The 19,373-nt window shown below is 63.7% G+C and carries 15 protein-coding genes; 7 read left to right on the top strand and 8 right to left on the bottom strand.

Features of this window, described 5'->3' with window-relative positions:
* Window positions 1–172: 172 nt before the first annotated feature.
* Together N5D53_RS18050 and N5D53_RS18055 are read left to right on the top strand one after the other, a co-directional pair.
* Complete coding sequence (locus N5D53_RS18050) at window positions 173–2,590, top strand: glucose/quinate/shikimate family membrane-bound PQQ-dependent dehydrogenase (RefSeq protein WP_190869163.1); 2,418 nt, start codon at window positions 173–175, stop codon at window positions 2,588–2,590.
* A 100-nt stretch (window positions 2,591–2,690) separates the two neighbouring features.
* Window positions 2,691–3,959, top strand: coding sequence for a carbohydrate porin (locus N5D53_RS18055; RefSeq protein WP_004575294.1), 1,269 nt, complete (start codon window positions 2,691–2,693; stop codon window positions 3,957–3,959).
* A gap of 42 nt (window positions 3,960–4,001) precedes the next feature.
* Here the strand turns inward: N5D53_RS18055 and argE are convergent, their stop codons facing one another.
* On the bottom strand, window positions 4,002–5,162 hold the full coding sequence (argE, locus tag N5D53_RS18060; protein ID WP_129933174.1) for an acetylornithine deacetylase: 1,161 nt from the start codon (window positions 5,160–5,162) through the stop codon (window positions 4,002–4,004).
* Window positions 5,155–5,832, bottom strand: a complete 678-nt coding sequence (locus N5D53_RS18065; protein ID WP_010954425.1) for a DUF1028 domain-containing protein — start codon at window positions 5,830–5,832, stop codon at window positions 5,155–5,157. The genes argE and N5D53_RS18065 overlap by 8 nt, the downstream gene beginning before the upstream one ends.
* Window positions 5,833–6,149: 317 nt before the next feature.
* On the opposite strand from N5D53_RS18065, the gene N5D53_RS18070 reads away from it, so the two are divergent.
* Both N5D53_RS18070 and N5D53_RS18075 read left to right on the top strand, forming a co-directional pair.
* Entirely contained in the window at window positions 6,150–7,469 is a 1,320-nt protein-coding gene (locus tag N5D53_RS18070) for an NAD(P)/FAD-dependent oxidoreductase (RefSeq protein WP_104887761.1), read from the top strand.
* Window positions 7,469–7,885 (top strand): RidA family protein, encoded by a 417-nt coding sequence (locus N5D53_RS18075; RefSeq protein ID WP_014590706.1) that lies wholly within the window; start codon window positions 7,469–7,471, stop codon window positions 7,883–7,885. Before N5D53_RS18070 ends, N5D53_RS18075 begins: the two co-directional genes overlap by 1 nt.
* Window positions 7,886–8,170: 285 nt before the next feature.
* Here the strand turns inward: N5D53_RS18075 and N5D53_RS18080 are convergent, their stop codons facing one another.
* A complete protein-coding gene (locus N5D53_RS18080; RefSeq protein WP_129933178.1) occupies window positions 8,171–8,998 on the bottom strand; it encodes an amidohydrolase family protein in 828 nt (275 codons plus the stop codon).
* Between the two features lie 148 nt (window positions 8,999–9,146).
* Here N5D53_RS18080 and N5D53_RS18085 point away from each other — a divergent pair, with 148 nt between their 5' ends.
* On the top strand, window positions 9,147–10,085 hold the full coding sequence (locus tag N5D53_RS18085) for a LysR substrate-binding domain-containing protein (RefSeq protein ID WP_279840580.1): 939 nt from the start codon (window positions 9,147–9,149) through the stop codon (window positions 10,083–10,085).
* A gap of 80 nt (window positions 10,086–10,165) precedes the next feature.
* Here the strand turns inward: N5D53_RS18085 and N5D53_RS18090 are convergent, their stop codons facing one another.
* From N5D53_RS18090 to pgm, 4 genes are all read right to left on the bottom strand, one after another.
* On the bottom strand, window positions 10,166–12,571 hold the full coding sequence (locus tag N5D53_RS18090) for a TonB-dependent receptor (RefSeq protein WP_279840581.1): 2,406 nt from the start codon (window positions 12,569–12,571) through the stop codon (window positions 10,166–10,168).
* A gap of 67 nt (window positions 12,572–12,638) precedes the next feature.
* Window positions 12,639–13,583 (bottom strand): FecR domain-containing protein, encoded by a 945-nt coding sequence (locus tag N5D53_RS18095; RefSeq protein ID WP_279840582.1) that lies wholly within the window; start codon window positions 13,581–13,583, stop codon window positions 12,639–12,641.
* Window positions 13,580–14,092 carry a sigma-70 family RNA polymerase sigma factor gene (locus N5D53_RS18100; protein ID WP_010954430.1) on the bottom strand — a complete coding sequence of 171 codons (513 nt, stop codon included), beginning with the start codon at window positions 14,090–14,092 and terminating at the stop codon, window positions 13,580–13,582. The genes N5D53_RS18095 and N5D53_RS18100 overlap by 4 nt, the downstream gene beginning before the upstream one ends.
* A gap of 78 nt (window positions 14,093–14,170) precedes the next feature.
* The gene (gene pgm / locus N5D53_RS18105; protein ID WP_190869160.1) at window positions 14,171–15,808 is read right to left on the bottom strand and encodes a phosphoglucomutase (alpha-D-glucose-1,6-bisphosphate-dependent); all 1,638 of its coding nucleotides are present in this window, start codon (window positions 15,806–15,808) and stop codon (window positions 14,171–14,173) included.
* Window positions 15,809–15,981: 173 nt separating this feature from the next.
* Between pgm and N5D53_RS18110 the strand changes: the two genes are divergently transcribed.
* Together N5D53_RS18110 and N5D53_RS18115 are read left to right on the top strand one after the other, a co-directional pair.
* The gene (locus N5D53_RS18110) at window positions 15,982–16,629 is read left to right on the top strand and encodes a DUF1345 domain-containing protein (RefSeq protein WP_190869159.1); all 648 of its coding nucleotides are present in this window, start codon (window positions 15,982–15,984) and stop codon (window positions 16,627–16,629) included.
* Window positions 16,630–16,903: 274 nt separating this feature from the next.
* Complete coding sequence (locus N5D53_RS18115; RefSeq protein WP_003247746.1) at window positions 16,904–17,164, top strand: DUF1652 domain-containing protein; 261 nt, start codon at window positions 16,904–16,906, stop codon at window positions 17,162–17,164.
* On the opposite strand, the gene N5D53_RS18120 is transcribed toward N5D53_RS18115, so the two are convergent.
* Entirely contained in the window at window positions 17,161–19,248 is a 2,088-nt protein-coding gene (locus N5D53_RS18120; protein WP_104961483.1) for an EAL domain-containing protein, read from the bottom strand. The two genes, N5D53_RS18115 and N5D53_RS18120, sit on opposite strands and share 4 nt — an antisense overlap.
* Between the last annotated feature and the right edge of the window lie 125 nt (window positions 19,249–19,373).

Consider the following 19,373-nt stretch of genomic DNA (forward strand, 5'->3'; position numbering starts at 1 on the left):
GGCGTCATAAACGCCTCGTTCAATGCGTTTTTCAGCACCTTATCTATACTTTTGGCCACATCTTCGTAAGTTCAGCCCTGCGACAATCAGCCTCGCTCAATTATGTACCAACTTGTTAATTAGCAAGCTAAGGGCTTAAACTGCGCGCATTCCACCTGCTGAGATCCCTGGCATGAAAGAAACACCGCGCGCCTCTGGCGCCACAAACTTCATCCTGGTCGGCCTGGGCGTGATCATCGCCCTGCTCGGCCTCCTCCTCGCTGCTGGCGGCGTCAAGCTCGCCGGTCTGGGCGGTTCCTGGTACTTCCTGATCGGCGGCTTGGCCATGGCCATCGCCGGTGTCCTCATTGCTCGCCGCAAGAAGGCGGGCGCCTGGCTGTATGCCGTGTTCCTGGTCGGTACTGCCATCTGGGCACTGATCGATGCGGGCCTGGTGTTCTGGCCGCTGTTCTCGCGCCTGTTCATGTTTGGCGCAATCGGCATGGTCGTGGCGCTGGTTTACCCGCTGCTGGCGCGTGCCAACGGCGCCAGCGCCGGGCGCGGTGCGTACGGCGTAGCCGGGGTGATGGCCGTGGTATTGGTGATCGCGGTCGGCAACATGTTCGTTGCCCACCCAAGCGTCGCGCCCACCGGCAAAGGCCCGGGCATGACCCCGGTCGAAACCGGCAAGGAACAGAAAGACTGGGCCCACTACGGTAACACCGAAGGTGGCAGCCGCTTCGCCGCGCTTGACCAGATCAACCGGGACAACGTCAACAAGCTGAAAGTGGCCTGGACCTACCAAACCGGCGACGTTGCAATCAGTGACGGCAACGGTGCCGAAGACCAGCTCACCCCGCTGCAGATCGGCAGCAAGGTGTTCATCTGCACCCCGCACAACAACCTGATCGCACTCGATGCCGACACCGGCAAAGAGCTGTGGAAGAACGAAATCAACGCCCAGTCCAAGGTCTGGCAGCGTTGCCGTGGCATGGCCTACTTCGACGCCACTGCAGCCATCGCCCAGCCAACCCAGCCGAACAGCTCGCCGATCACCGGCGTTAGCGTAGCGGCCGGTGCCAACTGCCAGCGTCGCCTGCTGACCAACACCATCGACGGCCGCCTGATTGCCGTCGACGCTGACAACGGCGAGTTCTGCCAGGGCTTCGGCAACAATGGCCAGGTCGACCTCAAGGCAGGCCTGGGTGATGTACCGGACTCCTACTACCAGCTGTCCTCGGCACCGCTGATGGCCGGCACTACCGTAGTGGTCGGCGGCCGTGTTGCCGACAACGTCCAGACCGACATGCCAGGCGGCGTGATCCGTGGTTTTGACGTGATCACCGGTGAAATGCGCTGGGCCTTCGACCCGGGCAACCCGGAAGACCGCCAGGCTCCGCAGGGCGACAAGACCTACGTGCGCAGCACCCCGAACAGCTGGGCACCGATGTCCTACGACCCGGCGATGAACACCGTGTTCCTGCCGATGGGCTCGTCCTCCACCGACATCTACGGCGTTGAGCGCAGCAAACTGGACCACACTTATGGCGCTTCGGTGCTGGCTTTGGACGCCACCACCGGCAACCAGAAATGGGTGTTCCAGACCGTGCTCAACGACCTCTGGGACTTCGACCTGCCCATGCAGCCAAGCCTGATCGACTTCACCAAGGACGACGGCAAGTCGGTACCTGCGGTGGTGATCGGCACCAAGGCCGGGCAGATCTACGTGCTCGACCGCGCCACTGGCAAGCCGCTGACCCAGGTCGACGAAGTACCGGTCAAGCCAAGCAACATCCCGAACGAGCCGTACTCCCCAACCCAGCCCAAGTCGGTGGGCATGCCGCAGATCGGCGCGCAGACCCTGACCGAATCGGACATGTGGGGCGCCACCCCGTATGACCAGTTGCTGTGCCGCATCGACTTCAAGAAGATGCGCTACGACGGCCTGTACACCGCGCCGGGTACCGACCTGTCGCTGAGCTTCCCGGGTTCGCTGGGTGGCATGAACTGGGGCAGCATTTCTACCGACCCGGTACATGGCTTCATCTTCGTCAACGACATGCGTCTGGGCCTGTGGATCCAGATGATCCCGTCGCAGAACAAAGGTGGCGCGGCTTCCGGTGGCGAAGCACTGAACACTGGCATGGGCGCGGTACCGCTCAAGGGCACCCCGTATGCCGTGAACAAGAACCGCTTCCTGTCGGTCGCCGGCATTCCATGCCAGGCACCGCCGTTCGGCACCCTGACCGCCATCGACATGAAGACCCGCCAGGTGGCCTGGCAGGTGCCGGTAGGCACCGTTGAAGACACCGGCCCGCTCGGCATCCGCATGCACCTGCCGATCAAGATCGGCCTGCCAACCCTTGGCGGCACCCTGTCGACCCAGGGCGGCCTGGTGTTCATCGCCGGTACCCAGGACTTCTACCTGCGTGCCTACGACAGCAGCAACGGTAACGAAATCTGGAAGGCTCGCCTGCCAGTGGGCAGCCAGGGCGGCCCGATGACCTACGTCTCGCCGAAGACCGGCAAGCAGTACGTGGTGATCACCGCTGGCGGCGCCCGCCAGTCGACTGACCGCGGCGACTATGTGATTTCTTACGCTCTGCCGTAAGACCGCGTCGCCTGCTTCGCGGGCAAGCCCGCTCCTACAAGGCCCCTGTAGGAGCGGGCTTGCCCGCGAATGCCCCTCAAAGACAATCCGAGATTCTGTAATGCCATCCGCAATTCGCATCACCCCCACCCTGCTGCTGGCCCTGGCCAGCACCACCGCACTTGCCAACGACGACCTCATGACCCGCAGCACCCTGACCGGTGACTGGGGCGGCCTGCGTCATCAACTCGAAGAAGACGGCGTCAAGATCACCGGCGACTACAGCGGTGAAACCGCCTACAACGCCCATGGCGGCCTGCACCGTTCGGCGCGCTATTCGCAGAACGTCAAGCTGGGCGTGCAGTTCGACCTGTCGAAACTGTACGGCCTGGACAACGGCGGCAAGGTCCAGCTGACCATCAACGACCGCCGCGGCAACAGCGCCTCGGAAGACCTGGTAGGCAACCGCCTGCCAATCCAGGAAAACTTCGGCGGCCTGTACACCCGCCTGACCGAGCTGAGCTACGAGCGCACGCTGTTCACCCCGGCGCTCAACGTCAAGCTGGGCTACATGGCCATGGGCAACGACCTCGGCGGCCTGGACAGCGGCATCCTGTGCAACTTCATGAACGCCGGCTTCTGCGGCCACCCGCTGAACATGTCCGGCGGCAGTGGCTGGACCAATTACCCCAACGCTCACCTCGGCGTGCGCGTGAAGTACGACCTGTCACCTGCCTGGCAGTTGCGCGTGGCGGCGTTCAACGTCGACCCCGAAAGCAACGGCAACTCCAGCCGCGCCTGGCACCTGGGGCCCAAGCACACCACCGGCACCGTGGTACCGGTAGAACTGGTATACAAGCTGCAGGGTGAACTGCCAGGCGAGTACAAGCTTGGTTACTACTACGACAGCTCTGATGTGAAACGCATCGGCAGCGATGATGAAGTGTCCGGCCGGGGTGGCCATTACCTGCTGGTCGACCAGGCGGTGTGGAACGACCAGGCCTCCCCAGGCCGAAGCCTGCACGCCTTCGGCCAGTACTCGGCGTCGAGCAAAGCCGCTTCGCCGTTCACCAAGTGGTATGGCGCCGGCGTGGTGCTGTACAAGCCATTCGAAGGCCGCCCGAAGGATACCGTGGCACTGGGTTACGGCCGCGCCGTACCCAACCCGCGTAGCCGCGATGTGCTGGAAGATGCCGCGTTCAACGCGGGCCAGCAGTTCCCGGATATCGACAGCGCCGAGCAGTTGATCGAACTGAGCTACGGCTACCAGGCCACGCCGTGGCTGAACCTGCGCCCGGATGTGCAATACATCATCGAGCCAGGGGCGTTCTCGGGCAAAGACATCGACAACGCACTCGTGGTCGGCCTGCAGGTCAAGGCGACCTTCTGAACCGCCGGGGCCGCACTGCGGCCCCATCCGCCGGCGCAACCTTCAAGCCTGTTTGAGGTAGTCCACCAGCCTCAGCAGCATGGCATCACAGCCGCGCAACTGCTCGACACTGACAAACTCATCCGGCTTGTGGCCCTGGTCCATGCTGCCAGGGCCACACACCACGGTGGGGATGCCCGCCTGGTCGAACAAGCCACCTTCGGTACCAAACGCTACCGTGCCGAACGTATCCGAGCCGCTGAGTAGCGCCACCAAGCGCGCAGCCTCGCTGTCTTCCGGTGTCGCCAGCCCCGGATAGGCACTCAGCGGCGCCAGGCGAATGGCGCTGGCGGTATTGACCTTGCGCATACGCGGCAGCAACTCGGCTTCAGCATACGTTTGTAACTGGTCGGCCACCGCCTGCGCCTCGAACCCTGGGAGCGCACGCACTTCGAAATCGAACTCGCACTCGTCCGGCACGATGTTCAGCGCCCTGCCCCCTTTGATCACGCCGGTCTGCACCGTGGAGAACGGCGGATCGAAGCGCTCGTCATGATGAGCCGGCTGTGCCAGAGCATCGCCGATGTCACCCAACTTGCCAATCAGTTTCGCCGCATACTCGATGGCGTTCACCCCATACGGCGCGTACGCCGAATGGCACGCTGCGCCCTGTACCTGGCAACGCATTGCCAGCTTGCCCTTGTGCCCCAGCACCGGTTTGAGTTCGGTGGGTTCACCGATCAGGCACAGCCGTGGTTTACACGGGCGCTTTTCGAGGGCAGCCAGCATCGAGCGCACGCCCAGGCAACCGACTTCTTCGTCGTAGGAAAACGCCAGGTGTACCGGCATGCGCAACGGCTGCGCGAGAAACGCGGGCACAGCAGCCAGCACCGAGGCGATAAAGCCTTTCATGTCGGCCGTGCCGCGGCCATACAGGCGGCCGTCACGCTCACTCAGGGCAAACGGCTCGACCGTCCAGGCCTGGCCATCCACCGGCACCACATCGGTATGCCCGGACAGCACCACACCACCAACATCCCTGGGGCCGACAGTGGCGAACAGGTTGGCCTTGGTGCCCTCCGGGTTATGGAACAGCTCGCATTCCACCCCCAGCTCGGCCAGGTAATCACGGATAAAACCGATCAGCGCCAGGTTAGAGTCGCGGCTCACCGTGGCAAAGCCGATCAGCCGGGCCAGCAGCGCGCGACTGGCAAATTCACTCATCGCCCGGCACCCCATAGCTTGGCGCGGCGGTCGGGTTGAGGGCGCGGGTGACGTAATCCTGCATCTGCGGGCGATAGGCTTGCCACAGGCCATCGAGCACACCGATCGGGTCGCTGTCGGCCCAATCGACGCGCAGGTCCACCAGCGGCCAGGTCAGCTCGCCAGCAATCTTCAGCGCCGCCGAGTGCACGGGCCCCGCTTCGCCACCCGCGGCCATCGCCGCGTGCATGGCTGCCAGCAGGCGGTCGGCCAGGTGGCCGCCGGCCTGCTCGAAGGCCAGCACCATGGCTTCGATCACCTGGGTCGAGGACAGCAGGTTGCCAGCCGCCGCGCATTGTTCGCCGGCCATTGCATGGTGTGTGCCCAGTGCTTCCCGCCCGGTGAACAGGGCCACCTGGCCGTGGCTGTCGATCACCGTGACCTGGCGGTACTCGCTCCAGCCATTGGCACTGAGCACCCTGTCCAGCGCAGCGGCGGGCGGCAACTGGCCATGCTCCAGGGCATCGAGAATCTGCGGGCCCAGCGCCGGCAGGGTGATGTTCTGGGTCGAGACTGCGCCCACACCGGCACGCACCCAGGGGCAACGGGCACCCACGGCGATGCTCGACGAGCTGATGGCAATACCGACCTGGCCGGTTTCCTGGCAACGACCAATGATGGAGAACGTCATGTCATGGTTCCTGTTGTGCTGTGCGATACACGGCATTCTGAGTGGAACCTTCGGGCGGGCGAAACGACCTTTTTCCGAGGGGGTAGGCAGGAAAAAACTATGCTCAAGGGCCCGCCCTTCGCACCCGCTCGAAAAACCACGTCACCCACCCGGCCAACCTGCCCCACAGGCCAGAGAAATCAAGGCCTTCGCCGTTTTATCGGCAAGCACCAGCTAAATACTATTTTCGCCATTTCCACGGCATCCCTAGTCTGGCTCCAGGCAACGGCGGTCCTCCAAACCGACCTGACAATAACCGCCTGAACAAGGGCTCGGACATGACATTGAACAACCTCGAAATCGACACCCTCGTCGTCGGCGCCGGCCAGGCCGGCGTGGCCATGAGCGAACACCTGAGCAAGCTTGGTGTGCCGCACTTGGTACTGGAGCGCAACCGCATCGCACAGGCCTGGCGTACCGGCCGCTGGGACTCGCTGGTCGCCAACGGTCCGGCCTGGCACGACCGCTTCCCGGGGCTGGAATTCAACCTCGACGCCGATGCATTCGCCGGCAAGGACCAGGTGGCCGACTACTTCGAGCAGTACGTACGCAAGTACAACCTGCCCGTGCGCACCGGCATTGAAGTGAAGCGCGTGGTGCGTAACAGCGACCGCCCTGGCTTCACCATCGACACCAGTGAAGGCGTGATTCGCGCCAACCGCGTAGTCGCTGCCACCGGCCCGTTCCAGAAACCGGTGATCCCGGCCATCGCGCCGAAAGACAGCAACCTGCACCAGATTCATTCCGCCGCTTACTTCAACCCAGAGCAGTTGCCTGAAGGCGCGGTACTGGTGGTCGGTGCCGGCTCTTCCGGCGTGCAGATTGCCGAAGAGCTGATGCGCGCCGGACGCCAGGTGTACCTGTCGGTCGGCGCCCACGACCGCCCGCCGCGTGCCTACCGCAACCGCGACTTCTGCTGGTGGCTGGGCGTGCTGGGCGAGTGGGACGCGGAAATTGCCAAGCCCGGTCGCGAGCATGTGACCATCGCGGTCAGCGGCGCCCGTGGTGGCCACACCGTGGACTTCCGTGCCCTCGCCCACCAGGGCATGACCCTGGTCGGCCTGACCCAGTCGTTCGAAAACGGCGTGGCGCACTTCCAGGACAACCTGGTCGAGAACATCAACCGCGGCGACGAAAACTACCTGGCCCTGCTGGATGCGGCCGATGCCTACATCGAACGCAACGGCCTGGACCTGCCGGAAGAGCCCGAAGCCCGCCAGCGCCTGGCCGACCCGGAGTGCATGCGCAACCCGCTGCAGCAGCTGGACCTGGCCAAGGCCGGCGTCAGCAGCATCATCTGGGCCACCGGTTACGGCGTGGATTTCAGCTGGCTGCAGGTAGACACCTTCGATGCCAACGGCAAGCCCCAGCACCAGCGTGGTGTGGCCCGTGAACCGGGCGTGTACTTCCTCGGCCTGCCGTGGTTGTCGCGCCGTGGTTCATCGTTCATCTGGGGGGTGTGGCACGACGCCAAGCACGTCGCCGGCCACATCGCCACGCAACGTACCTACACCGCCTACCGCGACCGCGAGCAACGCGCAGCGGATGAGCAGCAAACCGCCAAGATCAGCAATGTCAGCACCCTCGGAGCCCACTGATGCCTACCCATACTCGCATCCGCATGTTCAACACCAAGGAAACCTACCCCAACCAGACCCTGGACAACGACTTGTGCCAGGCCGTGCGGGCGGGCAATACCATCTACGTGCGCGGCCAGGTCGGTACCGACTTCGAAGGCAAGCTGGTGGGCCTGGGTGACCCGCGCGCACAAACCGAACAGGCGATGAAGAACGTCAAGCAACTGCTTGAAGAAGCCGGCTCGGACCTGTCGCACATCGTCAAGACCACCACCTACATCACCGACCCGCGCTTCCGCGAGCCGGTGTACAAGGAGGTGGGCAAGTGGCTCAAGGGCGTGTTCCCGATTTCCACCGGGTTGGTGGTGGCCGGGTTGGCCCAGGCCGAGTGGCTGATGGAGATCGACGTGATCGCCGTGGTTCCCGATCAGCAATGATCGCAGGCCTGAATGGCGGGTGGTGACTGCCACCTGCCGTCCAGCTACGCCTGGGTTGCCCGTGCCGCAGCGTGCAAGCGCTGAGGTGCGGGCACGCCAACGGACGACACTTCCACGCTGACACGTCGCCCGCATTTCGCGCGCGGCGGGCTACCCGGCGCCAGCTCCAACGCCGTCAGGTGTGCCAAGTCCTGCCCATTCAATAGGCCGCCCTCCCTCCGCCGAGGCCGAACACAAAACCCGTGGTAAAGGCTGTCGCCAGGCCGATGCCACACAGGCCACCGGCTAGGCAAACCCGAACAATCGCCGCGGGGTGTCCCACATCACCGTGCGGCGCAGCCGGGCATCCGGCATCAGGCGCTCGGCCAGCTTCAGCAGCGGGCCGTAGTCCACCCGCGCGGGCTGGCGAATGAACGGCCAGTCCGACCCCCACACACAGGCTTGGGCGCCAAAGGCTTCGAGCAGGGCCTGCACGTATGCACTGCTCTGTTCGAACAAGGCATCCGCTGCGGCAAACTTCTGCATGCCTGATAGCTTCACGCAGGCGCGGCCACTGTCGGCCAGCCGCAGCAGCGCCTGGAAGCCGGCTTGCTGCACACCGGCAGCGACATCCGGGCGGCCGCAATGGTCAATCAACAGACGAGCCTGCGAGCCTTGCAGCAGGCCGTGCAGGTCCAGCAACTGGTCGTCACACACCTGCAGCTGGGCGAACAGGCCAAGCTCGGCGAGCTTGCCGAACAGCCCGTCAACGCCCTTTAGGCTAGCTACCCCGTACAGCGCGGGGTTGAAGGCGATACCCACCACGCCTTGCGCCTGCAAGGCCGCCAGCGCATCGAGGTTGATGTCCGCCTTGACCACCGCCACCCCCTTGAACCGCCCCTGCCCGCTGGCCAAGGCATGCAGCAGGCAGCGGTTGTCGGTGTGGTAGCCGCTGTTGGGGCCCACCAGCAAGGCATGTTGCACGCCGTAAGCGTCCATCACCCGGGTGAACTGCGCCTGGGTGGCGACCTCCTGACCGGAGGGCGCATAGGGTGCGTCGGGGTGATAGGGGAAACGGGCAGGGTCAAACAAATGGTTATGGCAATCGATCTTCGCTTCGTCAAATATGTTCACGCAGCACTCCCGTCAAGCGCCACTGCGCTTGTCTGCAGATCTTGTTATTGTGCGCCGCAAGGGCGATTAGGCTGGGGTTCACGATACTGTGTGGCCGGCTTTGACGCTCATACCCAGATGGCGAAAACCATAACCGAAGGTAATACACATGCTGCTTGGCAACGAAGGCGCAGACGCAAGCCCCATGGTGTTCAAGCTGCGGCACATGGAAGTGTTCAGGGCGGTGATGCTGACGGGCTCGATCAGCGCAGCGGCCAAATTGCTGTATGTGTCGCAGCCGGCGGTGAGCAAGCTGATCCAGTACATCGAAGCGCGCCTGGCCTACCCGCTGTTCGAGCGCGTCAACAACCGCCTGGTGCCGACGGCCGAAGCGCAGGTGCTGTTTCGCGAGGTTGAGCGGGTGTACCAGGCAGCGTTGCAGGTCAACGAATGCGCCCTCGCGCTGGGCGCTGGCGGCCAGCGCAAGTTGCGTATCTCGTGCAGTGCATCGTTGTCCACGGTGGTGATCCCGATGGCCCTGGCCCAGCTCAAGCGTGAATCACCGTCACTGAATATCGAGTGGCAAACCTCGTTGATGGGCGAAATGCCCAATCAGATCCTGTCGAAGAAGGTCGACCTGTCGATCGCCGCCCTGCCGGTGGTGCACGACCACCTGCATTCGCAAGCGTTCATGCGTGGACGCATGGTGGTGGTGATGCCGCCGGGTCACCCTTTGGCCGGTCAGCCCGCGCTGACCTTGCAGCAGCTGGAGGGCCATGCGTTGCTGCTGTTCCGGCCCGACATGCCGTTTGGCAAGCTGTTGGCCGAACACATCGGGCGCCGCGGGCTACAGCTGAAATCACTGTTGTCGTTCACCAATGCCAACGAGGCTGTGGCGTTGGTCAAGCAAGGCATGGGCATCAGCGTGATCGACGAGTTCGTTGCACAGGACAGCGGGCTCGCGGTGGTGCCGTTGGCCGATGAGATTCACTTCGATATCAGCTTCGTCTATTCGCGCTTCGAGCCGCCCTCGCATGCAGCGCTGCAGTTGATGCAGGTGTTGCAGGGGCAGGCGCAGAAGCTGGGGCGGGCGCTTGCGCCGGGCTGATCATCTACGCAACTGCCCCACCGAGTCGCCTGATTCCCGGTCGCACCCGCTCCCGCTGGGTAGGTATACAAGGGTTCGGTTTAAAAGCCGACCGTGGCCGAGAGCAGATAGGTCCGCGGCGTAGACAAGGTCAACCCCGGCTCACTGTCATCCGACGCCCCCGCCGAGCTCCAGTAGCGATCATCGAGCACATTCTCGACACTGGCCCGCAAGGTAACCTCGGTGGCGTCCACCTTGAAGGCATAACGTGCACCCAGGTCATAACGCTCCCAGCCATCGATGCGCTTGCTGTTGTTCTGGTCCAGGTACTGGGAACTTGAGTGAATGCCGCGCGCTGTGAAGGTCAGGCCGTTCACCCCTGGCACGTCCCATTCAGCCCCCAGATTGACGTTGTATTCGGGCGTGGCCGGCGCGCGGTTGCCATCGTAGGCACCGCCGACGGTGTCGGTCAGCTCGCTGTCGATATACATCACCCCACCCAACACCCGCACGCCCTGCACCGGTTCACCGAACACACTCAGCTCGATGCCGCGGTTGTCACGCTTGCCATTGGGGCCGAACACCCGCGAGGTGGGATTGGTTTCGTAGGCCGGCTGGCGAATGCGGAAGGCGCTGGCAGTAAAGGCCACCTGGCCGAGGTCGTACTTGGCCCCCACCTCCACCTGGCGGCTGGTGAACGGCGGGAAGATCTGGTCTTCGTTGATCGAGGTCGATGGGGCGATCTTGCCTTGGCTCAGGCCCTCCATGTAGTTGGCGTACAACGAGAGCTGGTCGGTGACCTTGAGCAATACGCCCCCAGAGGGCGAGACCTTTTCTTCGTCATAGCCCGTTTCGCCTTTGACGCCGTCGCTCCAGTCATCCACCTGCACCCGTTGCCAGCGCGCACCCAGGGTCAACAGCAGGCGGTCGTCAAAAAAGCCAAGGGTGTCGGCCAGGGCCACGCCGGAGAAGCGGTTTTCCGTGTAGACCTCGGGGTCGAGGCGAGTTGGCGTACCGGGTGTCGGTGCGGCCACCGGGTTGTAGAGGTTGCTCGGCGCCGAGGCATAGCGCGCCCCGCCGTTGGTGAAGTCCATGTAGTAATAGCTGGCGGCCAGGTTCAGCTCGTGGCTCACCGGCCCGGTATGGAACCAGTGACGTAAACCGGCCATGGCGGTGCGCACCGACTCGTCCCGGGTAAAGTCACGCGGCTGCACGGTGAAGTCGCCGGCATCGTTGGTGATCGACACGTTATGGCGCAGGAAGTCATGGTTGCTCTTGCGCGCACCGACCGCACCATAGGCCAGCAGCGATTCGCTGATATCGTACTCGGCGTTCAGCGCACCGAATGTGTCGTTGGTACGCGCCTTGCTCCAGGCCTGGGCGTAGTTGTGGCGTACGTCATTGGCATTGGGCACCTTGGCATTGGCACCGACCAGCACACGCTCCTGCGGGGCATCGGTGTCGCGTTCGGTGTGGCCCAGTTCTGCCGAGAGACGCAGGCGCTCGCCTCGAAAATCCAGGCCCAGCACCGCCATTTCGCGGTCGACGCGCTGGTGGTCCCATTCAGTATCACCGGCCTGCTTCACGCCATTGAAGCGCACGCCGAACTGCTGGCCTTCACCAAAGCGACGGCCGATGTCCACTGCACCGCCAGCCTGGCCGGCCGAGGCGTAGCTGCCGGTGAATTCGGTGATCGGCTTGTCAGCGGCTCGCTTGGGCTGCACGTTGATACCGCCGCCCACGCTGCCACGCGGCGAAATGCCGTTGATCAACTGGCTGGGGCCTTTGATGATGTCGACCCGGTCGGCCATTTCCATGTCGATCGAATAGGTCGGCAAGATGCCATAGAGACCGTTGTAGGCCACATCACTGTTGAACAGGCTGAAGCCGCGAATGGTGAACTGCTCGAAACGCCCGCCCGCCGGGTTGGTAGCACGCACTGAAGGGTCACTGGCAATCAGCTCGCCCAAGGTGCGCGCCTGCTGGTTCTTGACCAGTTCGCTGGTGTAGCTGGTGATGCTGAACGGGGTTTCCATGAAGTCGCGCGAACCGAGCAAACCTTGTGCCCCTTGGCGTGCCACTTGGCCACCGGCATACGGCTGCGTTTCGTTGCCTGCGGCCAGGCCGCCGACGATGCGGGTAGGGGCGATTTCCAGCGCGCCACTGGCCTGGGGGGCCGGCATCAGGGTGAAGGCCCCCTCACCCACCGGTAGCGCCTGCAGGCCGCTACTGCGCAGCAACTGGTTGAAGCCTTCATCGACACTGTAACGACCGGACAAGCCGTTACTTTGCCGGCCCTCTACCAATGCCGGGTCCAGTGAAAGGCTGACACCGGCCTGGTCGGCGAAATGGGTCAAGGCGGCACCCAGGCTGGCTGGCGCCACCTGGAACGTACGCCGGGCCGGCTCATCGGCCCATGCGGGTGCACACAACAGCAGGCTCATCGCGAACAATGGATGTGCTGCGCGCGCCAGTGGGCGCAGGCGGCAGGATTTTACTGCAGGCATTGAACAAGGCTCCCCTTTTATTTTCTCCTACCGGTAATGACCGGCGAGTGAAAAAAAGGGGACAGCCTCATGCTCGATTTTCTCGTGCGGTCAGGCTCACCCAATAACGCGTGCGGGTCTGCACTTGCAACGGCAGGCTGGCGGCGAGCAGGGCCAACACCCGGTCGGTGTCGTCAAGGCGGAACGTGCCGGTAACACGCAAGCGCTCCAGTTCTGGTGCCCAGCGCAGTACGCCGGGGCGATACCTGCGCAGTTCGTGCAGCAACTCGCCCAGTGGGCGGTCGTCCAGCCGTAGCGCACCTTCGCGCCAGCCCAGTTGCCATGCGTCGAGGGCTTTGACAGGGCCAACGCCAGCCGCCTGCAAACTGGCCTGTTGGCCGGCCTGTAGCATCACGGCAGATCCACGCAACGGCTGCAGGCTGACTAAACCCTTGATCGCCGACACCCGGCAGGCCTCATCAAGCAGGCGCAGGCACGCCTCGCCCTCACTGAGCACCACCCGGCCGTAAGGCACCTGCAAGGTGAGGCTCAGGTTAGCGGGCACGCTGACGGCCACTTCACCGCGCAGCAGTGCCACGCGGCCTGCACCCAGCTCGATATCGACCGCACTGTCGGTGTTCAACTGCAACAAGGTGCCGTCGCTCAGCAGTGCCTGCCTGCGCTCCCCGACTGCGGTGCGCATGTCGGCGGTCCAGGCATCCAGCGGCAGCTCACGGCTCACCAGCCAGGCCACCGGCAACAACGCCGACACACCCAGGGCTTGTTTGAGCAGTGCCCGACGACCGGCATCCGGACGATCCAGGGCGGCCATCGCCAATGTGCCGGGCAACCCGGCAAACCGCGCTCGCAGCAGCGATGCCTTTTGCCAGGCGTCTTCGTGCAGGTGACTGCTGGCGCGCCATTGCGCCAGACGCAGCAGGTCAGATTCGCTTGCGTCGCCAGAATCCAGCAATGCCAGCCAACGGGCTGCAGCACGCAGCGCCTCGCGGGTTTCTGGGGTGTGCGGGCTCATTGCAACTCGGCCAACAGGCAATGTTCGTAAGCCTGCGCCATGTAGCGTTTCACCGAGCGCTGGCAAACGCCCAGGCGCTGGCCAATTTCGGCGTAGCCCAAGCCTTCCAGCTGGCTCCAGAGAAAGGCCTTGCGTATCGCAGGCTTGAGGCCGTCGAGCAATTCATCCAGTGCTTGCAGGGTTTCGAGCAGTACCCAGCGCTGTTCTGGCGACGGCACGTGTTGCTCGGGCAACTGCGCCAAGGCATCAAGGTAGGCCTGCTCCAGGCTACGTCGCTGGTGGAAGTTGCTGAGCAAACGCTTGCCCACGGTCAGCAGGTAGGCACGCGGTTCGCGTATGTCTGCCAGCGGCTGGGCGCTGGCCAGAATGCGCAGAAAAGTATCCTGGCTGAGGTCGGCGGCATCCCAGGCATTGCCCATACGCCGGCGCAGCCAGGCTTCAAGCCAGCCGCGATGCTCCCGGTACAGGGCAGGCAGGCCAGGCTCCGGTGGCGGCGCGGCGTCGATCATGAGGAGGGTCCTGCGGCGGAGTAAATAAGATTAATTCTAATTTACATCACGCCACAGAACCAAGCGGTTTGTTACCGGTCAGGCAATGGCTTCATCGACCAGCACTTGTGCTTCCTGCACCAGACGCTGCAAATGCGCCTCGTCGATGAAGCTTTCGGCGTAGATCTTGTAGATGTCTTCAGTACCCGACGGGCGCGCGGCGAACCAGCCATTGGCAGTCATCACCTTAAGCCCGCCAATCGCCTGGCCATTGCCTGGGGCGTGGCTGAGGATCTGCACGATCGGCTCACCGGCCAGCTCTGTCGACTTCACCTGCTCCGGCGCCAGCTTGCTCAGCAACGCCTTCTGCCGCGCATCGGCCTTGGCCTCGACACGGGTGGCGAACGGCTTGCCCAGCGCCTCGGTCAGGTCGGCATAAGCCTGGCTCGGGTTACGCCCGGTACGGGCGGTCATTTCGGCGGCCAGCAAGGCCGGGATCAACCCGTCCTTGTCGGTGGCCCACACCGAGCCATCGCGACGCAGGAACGAAGCCCCTGCACTTTCTTCGCCACCAAAGCCGAGCGAACCGTCGAACAGGCCCTGGGCGAAGAACTTGAAGCCCACCGGCACCTCATACAGATCGCGGCCCAGCCGTTGGGTAACGCGGTCGATCAGGCCGCTGGAGACCACGGTCTTGCCCACGGCGGCGTCACTGCGCCACTGCGGGCGGTGGCGGAACAGGTAGTCGATGGCCACGGCGAGGTAGTTGTTGGGTTGCAGCAGGCCGTCAGGGGTGACGATGCCGTGGCGGTCGTGGTCCGGGTCGCAGGCGAAGGCCACGTCAAAGCGCTCACGCAGGCCTATCAGGCCCTGCATGGCATACGGTGAGGAAGGGTCCATGCGGATCTGGCCGTCCCAGTCGACGGTCATGAAGCGGAAGGTCGGGTCGACCTCGGTGTTCACCACTTCCAGGTCCAGCTGGTAGTGCTTGGCAATCGCCGACCAGTAGCGTACCCCTGCCCCGCCCAGCGGGTCGACGCCCAGGCGCAACCCGGCGCCACGGATGACATCGAAATCGATGACGCTTTCCAGGTCGGCCACATAGTTGCTGACGTAATCGTGGCGGTGGGTGGTCGGCGCCTGCAGCGCCTGGGCATGGTCCATGCGCTTGACACCAGCCAGGTTAGCCGCCAGCAGCTCGTTGGCCTTGCCCTCGATCCACTTGGTCACGTCGCTGTCGGCCGGGCCGCCGTTGGGCGGGTTGTACTTGAAGCCACCGCTTTGCGGCGGGTTGTGCGACGGGGTGATGACAATACCGTCAGCCAGGCCCTGCGGGCGGCCGCGGTTGTGACAGAGGATGGCGTGGGAAACCGCCGGCGTAGGCGTGTATTCGTCATCCTTGGACAGCATCACCTGCACGCCGTTGGCGGCCAGCACTTCCAGTGCGCTGGCGGTCGCCGGCGCTGACAGGGCGTGGGTATCGGCGCCGATGAACAGCGGGCCATCGATGCCTTTTTCCTGGCGGTACAGGCAGATCGCCTGGCTAATGGCCAGGACGTGATACTCGTTGAAACTCAATTCAAGCGAACTGCCCCGGTGCCCCGAGGTGCCGAAGGCCACGCGCTGGGCCGCCACGGCAGCGTCTGGGCGGCCCGTGTAATAGGCGGTAAGCAGCCGGGGAATATCGACCAGCACGCTGGCCGGAGCCGGCTTGCCTGCCAAAGGACTGAGCGTCATGCAAAAACCTCGAGTTCAACGGATGTTGGTGTTGGAACGTGCAGTGTACTGAGAGTTGCAATGCCGTGCGATGGGGGCATCAAAGAAACCCCAGGCCCTGCAGGGTATTGCGCATCCCGCCCAACCCTATGACGGTCTAGAGTACAAGCCATACCCCTTGTGAACGAGGCTCCATGGCTTTCCATCGCCTGACCCGCACCCACCCTCGCCTGAGCATCGCCGCTGCAGTCGGCCTCGCTGGCGCCTGGCTGATCCCCGCCGGTGATACCGTGCAGCACATCCTCGCTGGCTGGAACCTGGGGGTGTGGCTGTACCTGCTGCTGGTGCTCTACCTGAGCTGGACAGCCAGCCCGGAAAAGGTCCGCAAGGTCGCCGGCGTCGAAGACGAGAACGCAGGCCTGGTCCTGCTGACCGTGTGCATCGCCGCCATCGCCAGCCTTGCCGCGGTCACCCTGCAACTGGTCTCCAGTCGCGGCCTGCAAGGCACGGCCCTGGCCGTGCACTATCTCTACACCGGCCTGACCGTCGCCGGTTCCTGGCTGCTGATCGGCTGCATATTCACCCTGCACTACGCCCGCCTGTTCTATACCGGGCAAAACCACGAACCCCCACTGCGCTTCGCTGATGGCGAGCGCAACCCGGATTACTGGGACTTCCACTACTTCTCGTTCACCATCAGCGTGGCGGTGCAAACCTCAGACGTGGGCGTCTCCGGGCGTGGGTTGCGGCGGGTGGTGCTGGCGCATTCACTGGTGGGCTTCGTATTCAATACGGCGATTCTGGGGTTCACTATCAACATCGCCGCCGGGTTGCTGGGTTAACCCGGCCGCTCGTCTGAAAAACCTGCGTGTCGAACGTCCGCGAAAGTCACCAAACCCGATGGTTACCTCGCACCTTGCGGCCGGGAAAACGTTTGCCATGCCGCCAGCCGTCACACTGCGCCCATGACAAGGGTGTGACCAGTGTCAAGCATTCGCACATTTGTCGTACTTGCAACCGAAAATTGCGCCTAGCAGGTGCTATCTTTAGTTTCCCGGCGGCCGCATCGATGTGGCCACCCGCTCATCACGTCCAGGTACGGACAAGGAGGCTGGCATGAACAAGATGACGTTCCCCAACGCCTGCCAGGTGATGCGCTGGCATTTCCATCCGTTAGGTTTCGAGGCCAGCATGGATGCGCCACGCAGCATGGTCGCGCGGCTGTTCGACCGCGCCAGCGGTGAAACCCTGCTGGCGATTGCGGGTATCCCCTGTGCAGCGATCATGGCCGCCGCCGATGTAGAGCGCATCATCGAGGCCGTCGAGGCGGAAATGGATGCGTTCATACCCGCCTTTACCTTGCGCGATGCAGTCTAGCCCGCAGCAGTGAGTTCCGGGCCCATGGCCTGCAACTTGCTCATGAACTGCTCGGCCGGCACGGGCTGGCCCAGCAGGTAGCCCTGCAACGAATCACATCCCAGACGGGTCAGGAAGTCCTGCTGCTTGTCGGTTTCAACCCCCTCGGCAACGATACGCAGGCCCAACGCCTGGCCCAGTGCGACAATTGCCGAAACAATCGCTGCATCGTCACTGTCCTGCTCCAGATCACGTACGAAACCGCGGTCGATTTTCAGCTCGTTGGCTGGCAGGCGCTTGAGGTACATCAGGCTGGAATAGCCCGTACCAAAGTCATCAATGGACAAGTCCACGCCCATGTCGGACAGGCGCTGCAGCACGGTCAGGCTGGCGTCGGCATCGTGCATGGCGGTGGTTTCGGTAATTTCCAGTGTCAGGCAGTTGGCTGGCAAGCCGTTCTGCTGCAGGGCGCGGGCCACGCTGTCGACCAGACCGGCATGGCAGAACTGGATGGCCGACAGGTTCACCGCCATGCGCCAGCCATGGTGCCCCTGGTCCAGCCACTGACGCATCTGACGGCAGGCCTCAGTGAGTACCCACTCACCGATGGGGATGATCAGCCCGGTCTTTTCCGCCAGGCCGATGAAGCGGTCAGGCAGCAGCAGGCCCTGCTGCGGGTGCTCCCAGCGCAGCAACGCTTCGGCACCGATCGGTTGGCAGGCCTGGGCGTCGAACTTGGGCTGGTAATGCAAGCGGAACTGGCGCTGCTCCAGCGCCAGGCGCAAGTCCTGCAACAGCTGCAACTGCTGGCGCGCATTGCTGTTCATCGACACATCGAAGAAGCTGTAACCGTTCTTGCCGGCGCTCTTGGCATGGTACATGGCAGCGTCGGCGTTACGCAGCAGCTCATGCTGGTCCTGGCCGTTGCCCGGATACAGAACGATGCCCAGGCTCGCCGACAGTTGCAGGTCGTGCTCGGCGACGCGGAAAGGCCGGGAAACCAGGTTGACCTGCTTGACCGCCACGTCCATGGCATCGTTCGGCTCCTGCAGTTCCACCAGCAGCACGAATTCGTCGCCGCCAATCCGTGCCAGCGTGTCCTGGCTGTGCAGGTGGCCGCGCAGGCGGGCCGCTACCGCTTTGAGCAGAAGGTCACCGATATGATGGCCAAAGGCATCGTTGACGGGTTTGAAGCCGTCCAGATCAATGAACATCAGGGCAAAACAGCCGCCCTGCTCCGCCACTTTGGCGATGGCCTGTTCGATGCGATCGGCCAGCAGGGTACGGTTGGGCAGATCGGTGAGGGTGTCGTGCAGGGCCAGTTGGGTCAGTTCCTGGTTGGCCAAGGTCAGCGAACGGGCCAACTCGGCAGTACGTGCCTCGAGACGCGCGTCCAGCACCGAAGTCAGCAAAGCCACTGCCAGTACTGCCAGCGTGGTGATCAGCACCAGGTAAACCAGGCTGTCACCCTGCAATCCGCCCCCCAGCGCGCCGCAAAAGCTGCCCTCGGGGAAGTTCGCCGCGGCCATGCCGGTGTAATGCATGCCAACGATGGCAACGCCCATGACCACCGCCGCCAGGCCGCGGATCTGCCGTACATAGGGGGTGTGTTTGCGCAGGCGGAAGGCAATCCACAATGCCGCCGCCGAGGCGCCTACGGCAATCAGCAGCGAAGCGCCGAACAACGTCGGGTCGTAATCGATGCCAGGCAGCATGCGCAGCGCGGCCATGCCGGTGTAGTGCATGCAAGCGATACCGGCGCCCATGATCAGCGCGCCGAACCCCAACTGCAGCGCTGGCAGGCTCGGCTGGCTGACCAGCCACAAGGCAAAGCCCGAGGACAGCACAGCGATCAGCAGCGAGAACGCGGTCAGGGCCAGGTCGTACCCCAAGTCGATGGGCAAGCTGAAGGCAAGCATGCCAATGAAGTGCATCGACCACACGCCGATGCCCATGGCCAACGCACCACCGCCCATCCACAGGCAGGCAGCGCGGCCCTTGGCCGTGGCGATGCGGCCGGTCAGGTCAAGGGCGGTATAGGATGCCAGGATCGCCACGCACAGCGAAATCAACACCAGCGAAGAGGAGTAGCTACCGGTCAGCATTGAGAGTTCCAGCGCCGGGAAAGGGGGCCCGGCAAAAGCTGACGATTGTACTCAAGCTTAAGCGAAACGCACGGGGTTTTTGCGAATGGGAATGGATCCAATAACCCCAGCGCCCCGCCCTTGCG

It is taken from the genome of Pseudomonas sp. GD03862, from assembly GCF_029840855.1.
GTDB lineage: Bacteria > Pseudomonadota > Gammaproteobacteria > Pseudomonadales > Pseudomonadaceae > Aquipseudomonas > Aquipseudomonas alloputida.